The 17,099-nt window shown below is 66.0% G+C and carries 18 protein-coding genes and 2 tRNA genes; 8 read left to right on the forward strand and 12 right to left on the reverse strand.

Annotated features, from left to right (window positions below; genetic code table 11):
• Positions 1-78: 78 nt before the first annotated feature.
• A complete protein-coding gene (locus ABGB08_RS49995) occupies positions 79-291 on the forward strand; it encodes a hypothetical protein (RefSeq protein ID WP_347606111.1) in 213 nt (70 codons plus the stop codon).
• 645 nt (positions 292-936) lie between these two features.
• Here ABGB08_RS49995 and ABGB08_RS50000 read toward each other — a convergent pair.
• Together ABGB08_RS50000 and ABGB08_RS50005 are read right to left on the reverse strand one after the other, a co-directional pair.
• Positions 937-1,851, reverse strand: coding sequence for an SDR family oxidoreductase (locus ABGB08_RS50000; RefSeq protein ID WP_347606114.1), 915 nt, complete (start codon positions 1,849-1,851; stop codon positions 937-939).
• 184 nt (positions 1,852-2,035) lie between these two features.
• Positions 2,036-2,545, reverse strand: coding sequence for a GNAT family N-acetyltransferase (locus ABGB08_RS50005; RefSeq protein WP_347606117.1), 510 nt, complete (start codon positions 2,543-2,545; stop codon positions 2,036-2,038).
• Between the two features lie 84 nt (positions 2,546-2,629).
• On the opposite strand from ABGB08_RS50005, the gene ABGB08_RS50010 reads away from it, so the two are divergent.
• From ABGB08_RS50010 to ABGB08_RS50020, 3 genes are read left to right on the forward strand one after another with little or no spacing between them, the layout of a single operon-like run.
• Positions 2,630-2,881: a cell division protein SepF gene (locus ABGB08_RS50010; RefSeq protein ID WP_347606120.1), complete on the forward strand. Its 252-nt coding sequence runs from the start codon at positions 2,630-2,632 to the stop codon at positions 2,879-2,881.
• Positions 2,878-3,162, forward strand: coding sequence for a hypothetical protein (locus ABGB08_RS50015; RefSeq protein ID WP_347606122.1), 285 nt, complete (start codon positions 2,878-2,880; stop codon positions 3,160-3,162). The genes ABGB08_RS50010 and ABGB08_RS50015 overlap by 4 nt, the downstream gene beginning before the upstream one ends.
• 55 nt (positions 3,163-3,217) lie before the next feature.
• Positions 3,218-3,670, forward strand: coding sequence for a group II truncated hemoglobin (locus tag ABGB08_RS50020; RefSeq protein WP_347606124.1), 453 nt, complete (start codon positions 3,218-3,220; stop codon positions 3,668-3,670).
• Between the two features lie 857 nt (positions 3,671-4,527).
• On the opposite strand, the gene ABGB08_RS50025 is transcribed toward ABGB08_RS50020, so the two are convergent.
• The 5 genes from ABGB08_RS50025 to ABGB08_RS50045 form a co-directional block, all read right to left on the reverse strand.
• The gene (locus ABGB08_RS50025; RefSeq protein WP_347606127.1) at positions 4,528-4,734 is read right to left on the reverse strand and encodes a hypothetical protein; all 207 of its coding nucleotides are present in this window, start codon (positions 4,732-4,734) and stop codon (positions 4,528-4,530) included.
• 233 nt (positions 4,735-4,967) lie between these two features.
• Positions 4,968-5,183, reverse strand: coding sequence for a hypothetical protein (locus ABGB08_RS50030; protein ID WP_347606130.1), 216 nt, complete (start codon positions 5,181-5,183; stop codon positions 4,968-4,970).
• A gap of 632 nt (positions 5,184-5,815) precedes the next feature.
• The gene (locus tag ABGB08_RS50035) at positions 5,816-6,097 is read right to left on the reverse strand and encodes a hypothetical protein (RefSeq protein WP_347606133.1); all 282 of its coding nucleotides are present in this window, start codon (positions 6,095-6,097) and stop codon (positions 5,816-5,818) included.
• Between the two features lie 159 nt (positions 6,098-6,256).
• Positions 6,257-7,789, reverse strand: coding sequence for an apolipoprotein N-acyltransferase (gene lnt, locus ABGB08_RS50040; protein ID WP_347606136.1), 1,533 nt, complete (start codon positions 7,787-7,789; stop codon positions 6,257-6,259).
• Positions 7,790-7,914: 125 nt separating this feature from the next.
• Positions 7,915-8,598, reverse strand: a complete 684-nt coding sequence (locus ABGB08_RS50045; RefSeq protein WP_347606139.1) for a TioE family transcriptional regulator — start codon at positions 8,596-8,598, stop codon at positions 7,915-7,917.
• 90 nt (positions 8,599-8,688) lie between these two features.
• Between ABGB08_RS50045 and ABGB08_RS50050 the strand changes: the two genes are divergently transcribed.
• From ABGB08_RS50050 to ABGB08_RS50060, 3 genes are all read left to right on the forward strand, one after another.
• Complete coding sequence (locus tag ABGB08_RS50050) at positions 8,689-9,846, forward strand: erythromycin esterase family protein (RefSeq protein WP_347606141.1); 1,158 nt, start codon at positions 8,689-8,691, stop codon at positions 9,844-9,846.
• A gap of 243 nt (positions 9,847-10,089) precedes the next feature.
• A complete protein-coding gene (locus ABGB08_RS50055; protein ID WP_347606144.1) occupies positions 10,090-10,437 on the forward strand; it encodes a hypothetical protein in 348 nt (115 codons plus the stop codon).
• A 149-nt stretch (positions 10,438-10,586) separates the two neighbouring features.
• Positions 10,587-11,024 (forward strand): hypothetical protein, encoded by a 438-nt coding sequence (locus tag ABGB08_RS50060; protein WP_347606147.1) that lies wholly within the window; start codon positions 10,587-10,589, stop codon positions 11,022-11,024.
• Positions 11,025-11,421: 397 nt separating this feature from the next.
• Here ABGB08_RS50060 and ABGB08_RS50065 read toward each other — a convergent pair whose 3' ends face one another.
• Complete coding sequence (locus tag ABGB08_RS50065; protein WP_347606150.1) at positions 11,422-12,174, reverse strand: DUF5984 family protein; 753 nt, start codon at positions 12,172-12,174, stop codon at positions 11,422-11,424.
• Positions 12,175-13,032: 858 nt separating this feature from the next.
• On the opposite strand from ABGB08_RS50065, the gene ABGB08_RS50070 reads away from it, so the two are divergent.
• A complete protein-coding gene (locus tag ABGB08_RS50070) occupies positions 13,033-13,371 on the forward strand; it encodes a tyrosine-type recombinase/integrase (RefSeq protein ID WP_347606153.1) in 339 nt (112 codons plus the stop codon).
• 92 nt (positions 13,372-13,463) lie between these two features.
• Here ABGB08_RS50070 and ABGB08_RS50075 read toward each other — a convergent pair.
• The 4 genes from ABGB08_RS50075 to ABGB08_RS50090 all read right to left on the reverse strand — a co-directional run bounded on the left by ABGB08_RS50075 (position 13,464) and on the right by ABGB08_RS50090 (position 16,836).
• Positions 13,464-13,537, reverse strand: a tRNA-Gly gene (locus tag ABGB08_RS50075).
• 100 nt (positions 13,538-13,637) lie between these two features.
• Positions 13,638-15,167 (reverse strand): carboxylesterase family protein, encoded by a 1,530-nt coding sequence (locus ABGB08_RS50080; protein ID WP_347606156.1) that lies wholly within the window; start codon positions 15,165-15,167, stop codon positions 13,638-13,640.
• Positions 15,168-15,436: 269 nt separating this feature from the next.
• Positions 15,437-15,510 (reverse strand) — tRNA-Pro (locus tag ABGB08_RS50085).
• A 111-nt stretch (positions 15,511-15,621) separates the two neighbouring features.
• Positions 15,622-16,836 carry a hypothetical protein gene (locus ABGB08_RS50090; RefSeq protein WP_347606159.1) on the reverse strand — a complete coding sequence of 405 codons (1,215 nt, stop codon included), beginning with the start codon at positions 16,834-16,836 and terminating at the stop codon, positions 15,622-15,624.
• Between the last annotated feature and the right edge of the window lie 263 nt (positions 16,837-17,099).

Genomic DNA, 17,099 nt, shown 5'->3' on the forward strand with positions numbered 1-17,099 from the left:
TCGCCGTGGGCGCGGACCGGCCGCTGCCCCAACTGCTGACCCTGCGTACCCGCTCCCGCCCGCGATAGGAGGCCCGGCATGCACGTAACGGAAAGCGACATCCGCGCGACCATCGCCTCAGCCCGCGTCACCGATCCCAGAATCGCCGTCCAGTTCGACGACAGGGTCGACCGCGGTGACATCAGCGCCCTCACCAACATGATCAGCAGCCTGGTCCGCGTCTTCCTCGGCACCACCAAGATCGTCGACCACGAGACCGCGTCCCGCGTGGCCCGCTCCTTCCTCCGCTAGCGAGTACGGCCACGCGGAAGGACCTCTTCGGGGTCGAGCACTGTATCCGGGGAAGAACCACGAGCGTGTTCGCGGTGGGGAGCGTGGCGAACGCCAAGGCTGGAACCGAGTTCGCGTGGAGGTAGGACGCGTACGGCGGCGCGGATTCGCTGGAACCGCGTTCGTGTGGAGGCTGGCATGCCGGATCTGCACGTGCGGCACGCTGGGAACTCCCTGGCCAATGACGCGAGCCTCATCAAGCACGCCGCCCGAACCGCCGATGGGTTTGAGGTGGCAACATGGCGATGTGGATTGGTCGGCGGCGCCGGGTCCGCTTGACCCTCGGTGTATCAGCCGTTGAGAAGGGCGCCTTCAGGATCGGAGCTCTGTATTGTCGGAGCTCCGTATCCAGGCGAAGAGAATGACTCGTTGGGGTCGTGCAGAGTTCGGCGCATTCTTCGAGGCTCTATGAACTTGATCGGGGAGCCCGGCAGCGTGAGGACGACACCGAAGTTCGCGGACAGAGGCCCGCTGGGCTGATACGAGGCGCCTCCGGTAGCGGTTCCCCGGCCAACTTCGAAGACTCTCCTTCGTCCGGAGCCTGAAGATGGATCCCTGTATGTCCTGGCGGCTGGGGCGGAGTTCTTGTGCTCGCGAGTGCCTATGTCAGCGGTAGCCCGTTACGTCGGCGGGGAGGCCTGGGTCCTGGACTTCGACGAGGTAGCGCCAGGCGTCGGGTTGGCTGCCGTCGAGGTCAGTGAAACCGTACACCTGAGCCAGTTGGCCGCTGGAGAGGGACTGGCCGTTCCAGCGGGAGACGGTGGGGTCGGTGGCGAGGGCGGTGACCGCCCGGCCGACGTAGGACGGGGTTTCGGAGATGGCGAAGTGGGGCTGGAGTTTGAGGGCGTCTTGCCAGGTCGCCTCGGTGACGCCGAAGAGGTCCAGCATCAGTTCTGAGCGGAGCCAGCCGGGAGTCAACGCCACGGCGGTTGATCCGTGCGGGGCGAGTTCCTTGGACTGGGCGAAGGCCATGCGGAGTACCGAACTCTTGGCCAGGTCGTAGAAGAAGGAGATTCGGTAGTTCTTGGTGTTGTATTCGGCGGTGCCGTCGGTTACCTCGATGACCAGGCCACCCGGGTTCTTGATGAGCAGGGGGAGCGCGTGGTGGCTGGTGATGATGTGGGTGTCGACGGCCAGGCGCAGGATGCGGAGCCCTTTGTCCAGTGAGTGCTCCCAGAGGGACTGGTCCCAGCTGAACATCTGTTCGCCGCCCCAGATGTTGTTGACCAGGATGTCGAGGCGGCCCTGTTCCGCGTCGATGCGTTCGACCAGGGCCCGTACCTGGTTGGGATCCAGATGGTCCACTTGAACGGGGATAGCTTGCCCACCGGCGGCGGTGACCAACTCGGCCGTTTCCTCGATGGTTTCCGGACGATCGATTTCGGAACGCTGGCTCCTGGTGCTGCGGCCGATCGCGTAGACCATCGCTCCCGCCGCGCCCAACTCCACGGCGATACCCCGGCCGGCACCGCGAGTAGCTCCGGCGACCAGCGCGACCTTTCCCGCCAGTGGCTTGCTCATAGAGAGAATCCCCTTATGCAGTGGTGATGCGGAATGACGAACCCGCTGGCCAGCGATTTGCTCCGCGGGGATGTTCCGGTGGGTGGGATCGATGACGGACTGCAGGTCGGCGGCTTGCCTGTGGCTAGCTCATGAAGAGTTCTCTTTGCGTATTGGTGGTGAGGAATGACGGCGGAGCCGCTGGTCAGCGGCTTGTTCGGCCGTGGAGTTCCTTGATGTAGCGGTGGGTGGGGACGATGACGGATCCGCCGGCGGTGGAGGCGGAGTATTCGAAGGCGCCTTCGTCGGTCCAGCCGTTGCGCTCGTAGAACCTCCGCGCTCGCGGGTTCCCGGCGACCACGGCCAGCCAGGCTTTTCGGTGACCGTTCGCCGCCACAAGCCGTTCGGCTTCGGTCAGGAGAATGGTGGCCACGCTGGTTCCCCGATGCTCTTTCGACACGTAGACCTGTTCGACCTCGTCCCCGACCACCATGACGAACCCCGCCACCACCCCGTTGACCGTCGCGACCGTGGTGTCGTCCACACCTTGCGACGCACGCACCCCGAAAGACTCCTCGGTGCGTACAGCGACAAGCTCATCAGGAACATGTCCTAAATGCGCGTCTCGCCACCCGTCGATCCAGATCTTCGCCACCGCCCCCGCGTCCTGCCAGGTCGCGGAGCGCACCGTCACGGCCCCATCGTCACTCAGCACGTCGCCCACCCTAGCCACGGGGTCCGACAGAATCGCTCCACCGCCCGCTGGTCACCGGGGCCATGCGACGGGGAAACTGGTGCGATGGTCAAGACTCTGTGCCCCAAGGACTACGCCGAAGCGCTCTATGTCGGACACTTCTTCCGCACCGGCGTCCCCGTGGTGATGGACCTCAGCCGGCTACCGGACAGCGAGGCCAGGCAGTTCGTGGATTTCGCGGCCGGTCTGGTGTTCGGCCGGGGCGGCGACATGGACCGCCTGTCGCCCAAGGTATTCCTGCTCATGCCCCACGGCAGGAGCAACCGCCCAGCTGCTCCCGCCGAATCGTCGCGGTGACTTTCACCTGGCCCGAGTTCCGCGAACCGACAGCGATCGACGCGGAAACGTCCTGGACTGCGACATTCGAGAGTTACGACCAACGCCATGACGACGTCTACTACGTGGTGACCAGGCTCGAAGGAGCCCGGGAAGCCGCCCGGTTCATTGTGGTGGTCAGCGTGCATTGGGCCGGGGACGATTGGCGGGCACCCGAGTTCGTCCAGCGTTTGCGTGAGGACATTCACGATGTCACCCTCGCGGGTCGTACGAACACGAGCTATCTCGGCAAGATGAGCTGACCAGCAGCCGTCGGGTGGGCTGTACATCCTCGTGAGTGACCACGAAGGTGGGTGCATGACCAGTCTGTACTCGCACGCAGGCGGCGACGAGGCGTTGCACAGGGTCGAAGAGATCTTCTACGTGAAGGTCCTCGACGATCCCCTGCTGAAGAAACTGTTCCCGGAGCGTCGCGCCACTCATGTCGATCACCTGACCTGGTTCACGGCCGAGTCCTTCGGCGGCCCCGACCGCTTCACCCGCGAACTGGGCTTCGATTACCTCATCCAGGTGCATCGCCACCTCGACATCTCCGACGAGCAGCGCGAGCGTTTCGTGGAGCTGTACCTGGAGGCCCTCGACGAGGCCGGCCTGCCCGACGACGAGCCGTTCCGTCAGGCGGTACGCGAACATCTGGAGTTCGGCTCACGAGTGGCCCAGCAGAACTCCCGCGCAACCACCGACGAGGAACTCCACCCACTGCGCGACGTCCCGCTTTGGACATGGAATGAACCTGATCAGTCCGGCTAGATCACGAAGGCAGCTTTGTATTGGTTGACCTGGCCTTTCGTGCGAATCGAACTCGCGTAGCCAGTTTGGAATGGTTCGAATCGCCATTGCCCTACATCCCGCCGGGGGCAGACTGAAAGGCAATAGGCAGGAACGGGAGGTTGTGCCGCGTCATGAGTGAGCAACCTGATACCGCGCTGAAGGTTCGTGCGGTGCTTCACGAGTGGTACGGAGTGCTGCAGGTAAGCGGTGACTTCTGTCGAGATGCCCATCTCGGAGCTCGCCTTCGAGATGAGATGGTGCGCTTGCCCTTGCCTGACCCCCCACATCTGGTCCTCGACTTGAAGGGCGTTGCCGCTTGGGACAGTTTGGCGATCGGGGCCGTCCTCTCGACCGCCAAGCGGGTCATGAGGGACGGCGGCCGCTTGGTCGTGGCGGGGGCTCCCGCTGACTTGCTGGCCCACATTCGCAGGATTGGGCTAGACCGGGTGTTCCAGTGCCACAAGACCGTTGATCAGGCCGTGGAGGAGTTGGGGTCTGGTCGCTAAGTGCTGGCGGGCCGCGCCGGTCTAGCGCGCCTGGAACCGAGTTCGCGTGGAGGTCGGCGCGCCTAGCGTCCCGCGCCCGAGCCTGATCTTCCGATATCGGCCAGTGCGTTGAGCTGAATGGAGATTCGGCCGTTCGCGAGACGGGCTTGTCGTGATCACGTGCGTTGCTGAAGACGCATGGTCACACCTCAATGCGGGCGGCGCTGGTCTATCTCCGCCGCCACGCTTCACGACTGCGCGATTCACCGCTGACGACCCGCCCTGACTGGCTTGCAACGGTCACACTTAAGATCCCCGTACGGAGCGCACCTTCGCTCCCAGATCGGCTGGCTATGGAGCCGGGCTCTTGCTCACATGATTATCCCGGAGCCGAGGCCCCGACCCGAGACGTACAAGGCGGCGAAGCAGGTGATAGCCCCCGGTAACGATCATGGTGGCGATCAGGCAGGCGCAGAACAGCAGGCCCGCGAGCAGAAGCAGCGAGCCGATGACTTCGATGCCGAGCCCGAAGAGGATCTCCCCTATGCCGTCGGACACGCTGCTCCTCGTGATGGGAGTGATCGGTGTCGTGAGCGTAGCCCGATTCGTTGCACGTGTGTTGAGCGGCGGGGCCGGAACACTGGAACCTCCTCGTCAAGAACCGCACCGACAGTTCTGGACCGGCGTTCTAAGGCCGTCTCCGGAAGCGGAGGCGGCCTTAGAGACGTGACGAAAGAACTCGTGCGGTGCCCGCGTCGCCGGTGCGGTCCTGTTGGCGGTTCGCGGGTGGGCTAGAAGCCGGGAGCCCAGAGGGCCCAGCCGGTGCCCGATTGATAGCAGGTGTACCAGGGCCAGACGGTGCCGAGGCCGCGCTGCCCGAACGCCTCGCAGGAGGCGCTGCTGGGGTAGACGCCGACAACGCTGGCGTTGGCAGGGGAGGCGGCGATGCCGCCGATTGCGGTCAGACTGAGGGTGATGACCGCCAGCCGGAGAGTAATTCTTCGCATGAGGCTCCTTTCACCTGCGGACACACATAAAACTTTAAGGAAAGTTTACTAATAGATTCCCTCTCGATCAAGACTTGCCAGAGTGCCGAGATCGTGCCTGTCGCATGCGAGATGCGTCGCGGACGGGAATCGGCTGGGATCGTCCTGTGGACTGTGCCTCGCGGTTTCGCCAAGTCACGCGAGATTGCTGACGCTGCGTCGCAGGCTCATCGCGACGACGCGGGATCGCGGCGCGACCACCGCAGGGCCCCTCGGGCGCCGATCAGCAGGCCATGAAGAGACATACAAACGAGCAACAGGCACGACCCTGGCCATTGCGATTGCGGCCCTGCCCACGAGTCCCCGTGAGCCCTCCGGATGGCCCTCCTATTGGGCTTGCAACGCGGCCCTGCCCGAACCGCCCGCCGCGGTCGGTTCTATCCGGATCGCGCTCCTATCGGGCTCGCAACGGGCACGACCCCAACCCGCATTGGCAGCCGGATTCTGGCCGACCCGATCGGCTCCATGTGGACCAAGACGCGCGGCTGGTCCGCCTGGAGCGGGACACTACGGCGGTGAACTGTACCGAAACTGCAACCCGAGGCCGGTTGGACACGCTCATGATCAACGCACGTGGGATACATGAGCCGCGCTCAGGAGTTGCCTCTCTGCCATGTGTCGAATTGGAGGGCAGGCGGGTCCATTAGTTCTTTGAGCTGCTTTACCCTGTTCACGCAGTCGGAGCAGACGTGTTCCTTAACCGATCTGGCGGTGGCTTCCGGTGTCGGCTCACGGAAATTACCTGACAGCGTCATGCCTAGCGGAAGATTGGTTTTGGGGTCCATCATGACCGTCATGACACTCGCAGGGGTGAAGCTGAAGGTGCGCTTGCACATGTAGCATCTGCCGATTGTCGTGATCTGCTCGTCTGCCATAAAGCGTCTGCCCTCCTCCATCGCACCGTACAACTTCCGGGCGGGTAGCGGGTCACCTCGTGTGTCGGCGGCTCCTGCCACTTCTCCGCCTGTCTGATCACGTCCTTCCCTCGCCGGCCAGCAGGGCGAGGGTCAGATGTGAGCCCTGATCTTGACGTACTAGCTGCGACGGCGGTCGTCGTCTGCCCGAGTCTCGCCGCGGCCCCGGCTGGCCGATCGGCGTCTGACCTGCCGGATGGCAAGCGCGAGGACGGCCGCGATCACGATCGCATTGGACATTACCGGCACCCAGTCGCCCAGCCGTACGTAGAGCGTTTCTTCGCTGGAGAGCGGCACGTCCACCACGAAGGTGCCGCGATACTCGGGCGGGACCCACGCCAGCGGCCTGCCTCGCGCGTCGAACGCCGCCGAGGTTCCGTCGAGCTCCACCAGCACCGCTGAGCGGCCTGACTCCACCGCCCGTACGGCCTCGAAGCCGGCTTGCTGCGAATGTGCCCAGCTGCCGTGGAATGTGGTGAGCGATCCCTGCACGATAGTGATGTCGGCGCCTACGCGGGCGAGGTCGCGCCGCATGTCGGGGAAGGTCGACTCGTAGGAGATCAGCGGGCCGACCTTTGAACCGGAGACGTCCAGCGTCGTCAGCTTGTCGCCGGGGGACCGGTCCTGCTCGGGGGCCTCGGTGTAGTCGGCTATCCAGCCGAGCAGCGGTCGCAGCGGTATGTACTCGCCGAAGGGCGCCAGCCGCTGCTTGGCGTACGTGGCCACGAGCCCCTCGCCGGTGTACTGGTAGGTCGACTTGGTGATGCGCCCGGATGCGTCGCGAGCGTCCACATTGACCAGTAGGTCGCTGCCGGTCGCGGCGGCGGCCTGGCGCAACTGGCGATCGACGTCGGGCCGCTGCTTGGGGTCGAATCCGACGCTGCTCTGGCCCCACACGATGACGTCGGGGTGGAGTCCTGCGAGTTCGTAGGTGAGCCGCAGATGGGCGGCGAGGCGCTCGTGCGGGCCGTGGACGATACCGGGCTGCACACCCGCCACGCGCATACTGCCGGTCACCGCCGGCTCCGGGCGCAGTATTCCGTAGCCGACCGAGGCCGCGGCCAGAGCGACGGCGACTCCTCCGCCGACCAGCCGGGTACGGAGCCTGGCGCCCGGGATCAGGAGGGCGGTGATCCCCATGTTGACCGCGACCAGGAGGAAGCTCAGCAGCCACACCCCGCCGAGGGCGGCGACGGCGAGCACTGGTCGCACCGACCACTGGCTGGAGCCCAGGAGCCCCCACGTCCCACCCAGGTGTTTCCAGGAGCGCAACGCCTCGACGGTCAGCCATACCGAGGGCAGCACCAGCATCGCCACCAGCACTCTGGCAAGCGAGGCCCGCCGCAGCAGCCCGTAGGCGGCGAGCCCGAAGGGCACCCAGACCAGGCCGACTATCCCGGCCGCCGCCACCGAGAACACCCCCAGGTAGGGGAGCACCCAGTAGTGCAGCGTCACGAAGAAGCCGCCCGCCGCGAACCAACTGCGCCAAGCCGCCTCCCGAAAAGATCCCGCCTGGGCCAGTAGCAGCAGGAGGGGAACGAGTCCCACCCACGCCCACCACCACGCGTTGACGGCCGGAAACGCCAGAGCCAGGCACGCGCCGATCAGGAGGGCAAGAAGGCGGAGACCCCAGCGGACGAGCACGGCGAGCATGTCATGGAGCTACCCACGCAGGTGCCGGCGAAGTCGTCGCCGGTCACGGTACACGCGAGCGGTGTTAGTCCTGGTCAACGCATGTAGCGTGCCCGGGTTGCTCCGCCCGTGGTAGTTGCCGGGGCTCAGGGTTCGCGGGCGCGGAGGTACGCGTCCAGGTCGGCGGCGCCCTTGAGCATGGCGCGGCCCCGGGCGGACAGGCGGGCCTGCCAGTCGCGCAGGGTCGACTCCAGCGGGGCGACGCCTCCGGCGGAGCGGACCTGAGCGATCAGCGGGGCGATCTGCTCCAGCAGGTAGCCGCCCCGCCTGAGCTGGTGGGCCAGCCGTACGTCCCGTACGTCGGCCGCGCTGTAGATCCGGTAGCCCGTCTGCGGATCGCGGTACGGCTGGACCAGCCCGGCGTTCTCCCATTTGCGCAGGGTGGCAGGGCGGATGCCGAGCCTCTTGGCCAGCGGGCCGATGAACATGTCGCCGCGCTCCTGCGGCACGGGCGCCAGATCGCGGAGCGCGGCTTCGACGGCCTGGAGGGTACGGCGGTCGTCGAGGAGTTGGCCGTGGCTGTCGTCGATGAGCCGCAGCGCGTCCTCGGTGGCACCCCGGTTGACCGCCTGCATGATCGACGTGGCCGTCTGGTGACCGTGCCCGGGCACGAGGGCGAGGAACGCGCGCAGGGCTTGCGCGTGCAGCGGCGTATAGGCGCGATAGCCGTGGACGGTGCGTTCGGCGGCGGGCAGGATGCCGGCGTCCTCGTAGTTCCTGATCGCCTGAGTGGACAGGCCGTGCTCGCGCGCCAGGTCCACTGGCCTCATGGATGCATCACCGATTGAAGGTCCGTCGCGATGAGAGCTGGATTTTCATGGAAAAGTTTACACCGAGTGTTCAACGATACCGTTGAAGGTATGGATATCAAGGACACGGCCCGGCCGCTCGATGGCGCGGGCGTCTCGGCGTTCCTCCGGTCGCTTCCCGCCACGCCCCTGCTGCTCGGCCTGGGCGAGGCCAGGCACTTCGTGGGGGAGCTGGGCGAGCTGCGCAACGAGATCTTCCGGCATCTGGTCGAGCACGAGGACTACCGGTCGTTCGCCATCGAGAGCGACTGTCTCATGGGCCTCGTGGTGGACGACTACATCACGACGGGCGCGGACACGCTCGATGACGTCATGGAACGCGGCTTCAGCCACGGCTTCGGCGCGTCCCCGGCCAACCGCGAGCTCGTGCGCTGGATGCGGGCGTACAACCAGGAGCATGACGAAAAGCTCCGATTCTTCGGGTTCGACGGCCCGCTGGAGTATTGGGCGGCGAGCCCGCGCCAGGCGCTCACCGCTCTCTACACCCTCCTCGACGGCCCGCTGCCCTGCACCAGGGAAACCCTCGACACGCTACTGGGCCCGGACGATCGGTGGTCGAACGAGGCCACGGCCATGGATCCGTCCCAGTCGATCGGCCAGTCCGCCGACGCCCAGCGGCTGCGGCTGATCGCCGACGACCTGGTGGCGCTGCTCGACACGCAGGCGCCGCGGCTGAGCGCGGAGGACAGGGAGCGGGCGGAACTGTACGGGCGCACCGCCACCGGCCTGCTCCGCTACCACTACTGGATGGCCGACGCGTCCCCGGCACGGTGGACCCGGCTGTCGGCCCTGCGGGACGCGATGATGGCCGCCAACCTGCGTGCCGTCGCCGAGCAAGGCCCCGCCCTGGTCTTCGGCCACAACCTCCACTTTCAGCGGAACAAGAGCTTTATGCCGCTCGGCGACCAGACGCTGGAGTGGTGGAGCGCGGGGGCGATCACCGGGACGCATCTGGGCGACCGGTACGCCTTCCTGGCCTCAGCCCTCGGCACGGTCGGCGACAACACCCCGCCCCCGGACGCCATCGAGGGCATCCTGTCCACGCTCCCGTGGGACCACTCTCTCATCGACGCCCGCCGCCTGGCCGAGGCCATCACGAAGCCCGCCCCGCGCATCTCCGACGATTTCCGCTATTTCCCGCTGGACCCGGCCCAGCTCGACATGATCGACGGCGTCGTCTTCCTCAAACAGGCTGTCAGGCTAGATTGACAACCGCGTGCGTGTCAGGCTCTGCTGACACGCCCGCGCATCAATCACACCATCCATGCCCATCCCCTCACCGAAGGTGGCGACCTAGCGCTGCGCCGAGGATCATGACGGGCTCACCTCAGCATTTACGACCTTGCGATCACGCATCGGCCGCCATCCCGGAGTCGAAACGCCCCGCCGGAGGCAGCACGAACTCCTGAAAGACGCCGCGCGGGCACCTCTTGAGAGGGGGACAATCAGGGCGTGAGGAAACTGGTCGCCTGCGTCGCACTGGTCTCGTTGACGTCCTGCGGGTACACCTGGGAGCAACGCGTCGTGCCTTCCTTCGCCGAGATGGAGCAGGTGGCCCGGACGGCCGGACCGTACGACGGAACGACAACTCGGCCGCAGAAGATCGGGGAGATCGAGTTTCAGGACATCTATCGAGAGGGCGACCGCGTCTATTTCCAGGTGGGGAGCGTCTCCAGTGTGGACCCCTACGGCTACGTCTGGAGCCCCAAGCACACACCGGTCGATGACTCCAACCCGTCGGTCGCTTCGTCCTTCGAGCACATCCAGGGTCCTTGGTATCACTGGAGTGACAGCTACTGAGCCTTTCCATCCTGATGGTTCGGTCATCTGGCCCCCTGGCCATCGAGCTGGCCGATGACACCCGCATCGTACGCCGGCAGTTCGCGGGCCGCCGCTAGAACTTCCACCCCTCTTAGCGCATCTGACCGAGTGACGAAAGGACTCGGCCGATGCGCACGCCCCTCCGCGCCACGCTGACCGCGGCCCTGATCGCCGCCCTGATCCTCGCGCTGGATGTGGCGGTGATCAAGGCCGTCCTCTGGCACATCGACGCGGTCAAGCGGAACACGATGTTCTTCGACGGCGACAGCCTCATCCGCGGGATCGGCGACCCCACCCGCGAGCAGTTCCTGGAAGAGATGCGCACGCGGATGCTCGCGGCGTACCCCGCTCTGGCCCTGGCGGCCCTCCTCTTGATCAACCTGCTGTTCGTGGCCCGGCGCCGTCATTCCACCTGGCTGGTGATCCTGCAGTCGGTGCTCGTCGTGTACGTGGCCGTGGTGGCGCTCTACTGGAATCCGTCCTGGTCAGACGCTCACGACACCTCGCTGACCCCTCCCGCGATGAGACTGATCTCCGCGTACGGCATACAACAACCCGGAGGATAAGGAACAAGCTGAAGGGCTGTACCGAAGCAAGAACCACATTGCGCCCACCTTCGGGGATCGGGGGGCGCGGCTACGGCGATCGGGCTTCCGGCGAACCTGGAACAAGGCAGGTGACGCCATCGGCCTGCCTCGGGCACGGAAGATCGACAACGTCAAGTGAAGATCACAAAGGCCAGGCGTCCCGTGTGGGATGACCTGGCCTTTTGTCGTTGGAGCGGACGACGGGAATCGAACCTTCGTAGCCAGTTTGGAAGACTTCGGGCCACGCTCGCATGACGTGCTGCGATGCAGGTCAGAAGGCCTACGGTAGTGTCCGCGAGTACCCGCGAATCTCCCTCGTTCCCCGAACGCGCGCTTGAGGTCTAACCTCCTGCTCCACGAAGCCGATTTCGAACCGTCAGCCTGGGAGTAGCTCTTCGGCGCCGGCGCGGACGGCTGCCCAGTCGGTTGGCGGTTCGCGATGTAGGCGTTGAGCTAGCCAGGTCGCTCGATTGACGTGCTCGGCTCGGAGTAAACGCAGGTCGAGATGAACCCCATCCGGTGGCCCCGTCCGCTCCAACGCTCTGATTCTCCGCTCCATGGCGATCATGAGTTCATGGTCGAGTTGCCGGACGGCCGTTAGGAACGATTCCGCCGGGATTACGACCTGGCCCGCCGGGTCGGCTATGAACCTGATGTCGCCATCGTCGTCATGCCGCCAAGTCACTGTCACCGTGTCTAGATCGTCGCTGACGGTACGCCAAGCCCTGATACGGGGCGGTTGTCGGATGTAGCCGAGATCCAACGCGTGTTCGGCGTGCCACTCCGCGGCAACCAACGCCCCATCGCTGTCCATCGGCTGCCAGGCGTCGGGGTCACTAGCCACGAAATCCAGGAGATCGATCGGCACCGACTGGAGGACAGTCGGTGTCATCTCGTTGATGTCTTCCCATAGCCGAGCCACGTAGTAGTCGACATATGGGCGCTGCGCCGCAGGATGGTCGGTTCGATATCGCTGAAGCGTCTCCGGTGAGTAGCGCAGCAACTCGTGACTAGCCAGTTCGATCCAATACCAGCCGTCGGTCAGTCCGAACCAGTGCAGTTGACGATCCTCATGGCCCCACGGGGAAACCTGGCCCAGGGGTGTCAACGCGAAGCGGAACCTGATCACTGGGCGTATGGTAGCCGCTCGGTGGACGTGTGTTCGACCTGGCGTGTACCTGGACTTCTTCCTTATCGGGAAATGTTGACTGGCATAGGACCGTGGCCAACTCCAGCTTCTAGCTGGGGAAACAGTCCAACGACGTCCAGGCGCGTCTAAGTATGTCCAGGGGCGGTTGTCACCCAGTTTGTCACTCAGGCTTCGGCCTGACCGCGGCTAGGCCGAGGTGTGTGTCTTAGGAGCACTTGAACCAGATTTTGCGGTTAGGCTCGCAATTATGGGTTTTTCGCCGCGATGGAGGCAGAGGTCAGCTGCTGCGGCTGTTGGTCTTGGCATGGTGGCCGGAGAGGACTCGATCCCGTGGCCGTGTCGGCTTGCGGCAGCATCAGGGGCCATCGTTCTGACTGGTATAGCGTCCTACTCGCCTGCCAGCACTCGTGATGCTTTTAAAAAACCTTCTCCTTATTTCACCTAGGTCGGATAAGCGATCCCGCCGATCCCTTCGCCATAGCAGGGGGCGGCCATACAGGGGGTTGACGAATTGTTGCGGTGGTGCTGGATCCATGGGGCAAGATCGTAAAAGAGGGGCATTACAATGATCAACTAATTGGGGAGGGCCAGCGCCCCTGCCCGCGATCGTCCCCCCTCCCGCCCATCTTTTGCGATCTTGGAGGGGTCCCCATGGATTCGGCTCCGCAACAATGCGGTGACCCCGGAACCGGCCGTCTCGCCGTGCGGCCCTGGCATCCTCGGGTGCAGCTTGCGAGTGTTCTCCGCCCCTTGTTGTCGCGGACGCGCGTGGGCTGTGCGGCGTTCGCTGGCGGTTCCTGTCTTGTGGTGGGAGACCTGAGGAACGCGGAGCGGAGCATGCTCCATGCCGCCTATGTTCCGTCCCCTGCTCACGGTGTGCCGCTTGTCGGCACGCGCGCTCGCCTGCGGCGTTCTAGCTTCCGCCGCACGTGGAACAAGACGCGCTCGGCTGTCGGGCTACCGGAATTCCACTTTCACGATCTTCGCCACGTGGGAAACACCTTGGCAGCTGCCAACGGGGCCAGCCTCAAAGAGCTGATGGCACGGATGGGGCGCTCCTCCACGCGGGCGGCGTTAATCTACCTTCACGCTACCCAGGACCGTGATCACGTGATCGCTCAAGCGTTCGGGCAGGCATTCACCGATGCTCGCGGGCCGGCGGCGCAGAACGGCTGATATGGCACGTGGATGGCACGGAAGATCCATAACAGTAGGTGAAGATCACAAAGGCCAGGCTCCCCATGCGGGATGACCTGGCCTTTTGTCGTTGGAGCGGACGACGGGAATCGAACCCGCGTAGCCAGTTTGGAAGACTGGGGCTCTACCATTGAGCTACGTCCGCGCGAGCCGGGTGTCAGCCGGTCGTCAAGGCGTAAGCGTACCGGAGATCCGGCACGGGGAGCGCATCGACTGGCGGCAGGTCAGGCCTTCGCTTCGCCGTTTTACCGCGCGAGCAGCGGGAGCGCTGGGAAGGCGTGGTCCTGCCACAGCAGCCGCGAGGTCTCTTCCGGGTAGGCGGTGACCGTCGACGGCGTGTCGAAGAGCTGTGCGAGGCGGTGGTCGGCGTCGTACGGTGGCCAGCCCGGGTCGCCGTGAGCGGCGAACGCCATCCACGCCCCGCGGATCTGCGCGGACAGCTCCTCCGCCGCCGGGGAGGGCGGGTCGCCGATCAGCATGGCGGTCTGTCCGCTGCTCAGGTTGCCGAAGACGAGTGGCACGTCCAGGCCGTGGCAGGCGCCGAGGGCACCGTCCAATCCCGGGGCGGACCAGGTCAGTTCGTAGAGGTGGGCCTGGCCGCCGCCGGCGATCTGCGCGTCGGCGAGGTGGAGGCTCGGCATCCGGAACAACCAGTCCGCGTTAACCAGTTCGTACAGCTCCTCATCGGCCGCGGCCGGGAATGCCTCCCGGTAGCGGCGTGCACCGTCCGGCCCGGGGGCGAGCATGCGCAGAGCGGTCTCGGTCTGCTCGTGCGTGACCTGGCCGAGCACGCCGTCGATCAGGCTGAACAAGCGGTGCTCGTCACGCGTGTGCCCGACGAGAAGCCCGACGTCCCGGGCGGCGCCGTCAGCCAGCGCCTGCCAAGGGGTCGCCGGCAGGACGTCACCGTCGACAACCGGTGCGAACGGGATCGGCCGGTGTGCGACCTGCCCCCAGCGCTCCCGCCATTGGACCATCTTGGCGTGGATCGCGTCGCCCACGGCGGGCAGCCGGGCTGGGGCCACCGCCGACAGGCCGGACACCGTGGGCTGTACCCCCAGCTCGGCGGCGCAGGCGGCGGCGATGTCGGCGGCCAGCTCGGGGGAGAAGAACGTCCCCGGCACGCTCTGCGCGACCGCCCGGCGGAAGAGCCCGGCGGCGCGCGGCATGGCGAGCAGCGCGGCGACCGATCCGCCACCCGCCGACTCCCCGAAGACCGTGACCCGGTCCGGATCGCCGCCGAACACCCGGATGTTGTCCCGCACCCACCGCAAGGCCGCGACCTGGTCGAGCAGTCCCCGGTTGGCCGGGGCTCCGTCGATCTGCGCGAAACCCTCAATACCGAGACGGTAGTTGAGGGTCACGACTACGACTCCGCTCCCGGCCAGACGCCCGGCGTCGTATTCCGGGAGGCTGGAGTTGCCCAGGGCGTAAGCGCCGCCGGGGATCCACACCATCACCGGGAGCCCTGACGCCGGATCCGGATCCGGCGTCCAGACATTGAGCGTCAACCAGTCGTCGCCGGCGGCGTCCTGGGACGCCCCGAGCACGCCGGACTGCGGGGGCGGCGGGCCGTACGCGACCGCCGGGCGCACACCGTCCCAGCTGCGCACCGGCTGCGGCGCGGCGAAACGGAGGGCGCCGACCGGCGGCTCGGCGAACGGGATGCCGCGGAAGACCGCCAGGCCCGCCTCCCGGCCACCGCGGAGGACGCCGGCCGCCGTACGGACTTCCGGTTCGGACTCGGACGGCTTGCTGGATGCGGTGACGGCCACTTTGCGGTTCCTCTCTGTTCCTGCTCGGCCGAGCGTCGCAGTGCGCGCCGTGTGCGGGCAAACCATTTAGGGGCAGCCCACATGAGCCTGAAGTTGATCTTGAACGCTTTCCGGAAACGATCCCGAAGTCCTCAGCCGAAACCGCGGCCTGGCTCTGGGCGGTCTCGGCGGAACTGACCGGCGCGAACTATCCCTGATCGATGTCCGCGTCGCGAAGCCGGGCGATGCCCGTACGAACGATAAAGGAGCCCCCGTAGGGGCTCCTGGGGTCGGGGTGGCCGGATTTGAACCGACGATCTTCTGGTCCCAAACCAGACGCCCTACCAAGCTGGGCCACACCCCGTAAAGAACCTCCGAGGCGACTCGGAAGGGCTCCTCTGCTGCCCTCGACCATAGAGGGACATGCCGATCCTAGCTGATCGGCCTGCCCCATGCCTCCTCGTTACGTGCACGCTCAGGCGCACGGCTGGGTCGGGCGCAAAGAGATCATGAACGAGAGAGCCGACCCCCAGGGATTCGTCCCCGGAATTCGGGTTGATCCGGTAGTCGTCGTGCCTCGGCCGGCCGACCGCAGGGTCAGCACCGTGGAGGTGCCGACCGCGACCTGGATCGCGTCGGACACGCCCGGAACCTGACGCGGGTGATCGACATGCGAGTCGGCGAGGCCACAGCCCAGGGCCCCGGCGTCGTTGCCACCCCAGGTCCAGACGGTCCCGTCGCCCCGCAACGCCGCGGTGGTCGGCCCGCCGCCCGCCTCGACCTGGACGACGTCCGTCAACGTGAGGGGTACGGGGGAGCGGCGATCGACGGTGGTTCCGTCGCCGAGCTGGCCGACCGAGTTGGACCCCCAGGCCCAGACGGCGCGATTCGTGATCGCGAAGCTGGAATGTTCACCGGCTGAGACGTACGAGACGTCGGCCAGGCCGGGAACCTGGGCCGGGGCATACCGGGGCGTATTACATCCCATGCCCAGCTGACCGCACCGGTTGTGACCCCAGGCCCAGACGGTCGCGTCGGCGCGAATGGCGAGTGCGTGCTCGCCATGGGAGGAAGCGGCGACCCGGGTGACATCCGACAATGAGGGGATCTTTATCGGCGTGGCGCGGTTGGCCGTGGTTCCGTCGCCGAGCTCCGCGTAGCCGTTGTGCCCCCAGGCATGGACAGTGCCGTCCTGGGCCAGGGCAAGGCTGAATCGATGACCAGCGGATACCTGCACAATGCCGGTCAAGCCGGACACCGGATGCGGCACACTGCGCCGGATCGTGGTGCCGTCGCCCAGCTGCCAGTGTTCGTTGTCTCCCCAGGCCCAGACCGTGCCATCGGATCCCAGCGCGAGAATGTGCTTGGCGCCCAGCGACACCTGGACGATTCCGCTCAGACCGGGGATCTGTTCGGGGACGGTGGCGTAGTTGTCCCGGTATCGCCGGTCGCCGAAGCGCCGGTTGCCCCACCGGAAGAGGGCGCCGTCCGCGCGTACCAGGGCGCTGAAATCCGAGCTTGCCGCGATCTGCCGGACGTTGGAGATATCTCGCCAGATCGGAGACCGCCGACTGACCTGGGCGGGTGTCTCCAGATCGGTGGTCGTTCCGTCACCCGCCTGGCCGAGGTGATTGCGGCCCCAGGCGCTGAGGGCGGTGATCCTTGACCGTTCGGCGGAGCTGAGATCCATCAGCTCTGGCCCCCGCGCGGGAGCGGCCCGTTCCATCGCGTGGAACGCGGCTGCGAAACCACGTTGACCGGCCAGAACGCCCTGCGGAAGCACATCTGTGGAGTCCCCTGTCGCCGCTCGCGAATCTCCTTTTCCTCTAGATGAATGAGTCCAAGGGTTCGCCTGCGGAAATAGAGCGAGAGTGTCCATGATCCGTTTGTGACGACAGACCTGAACACCCTCGCAACCGCACTCTATGTCAGGATCGACGATGCGCTGAAGGC

Source organism: Acrocarpospora sp. B8E8 (genome assembly GCF_039871605.1).
Classification (GTDB): domain Bacteria; phylum Actinomycetota; class Actinomycetes; order Streptosporangiales; family Streptosporangiaceae; genus Acrocarpospora; species Acrocarpospora macrocephala.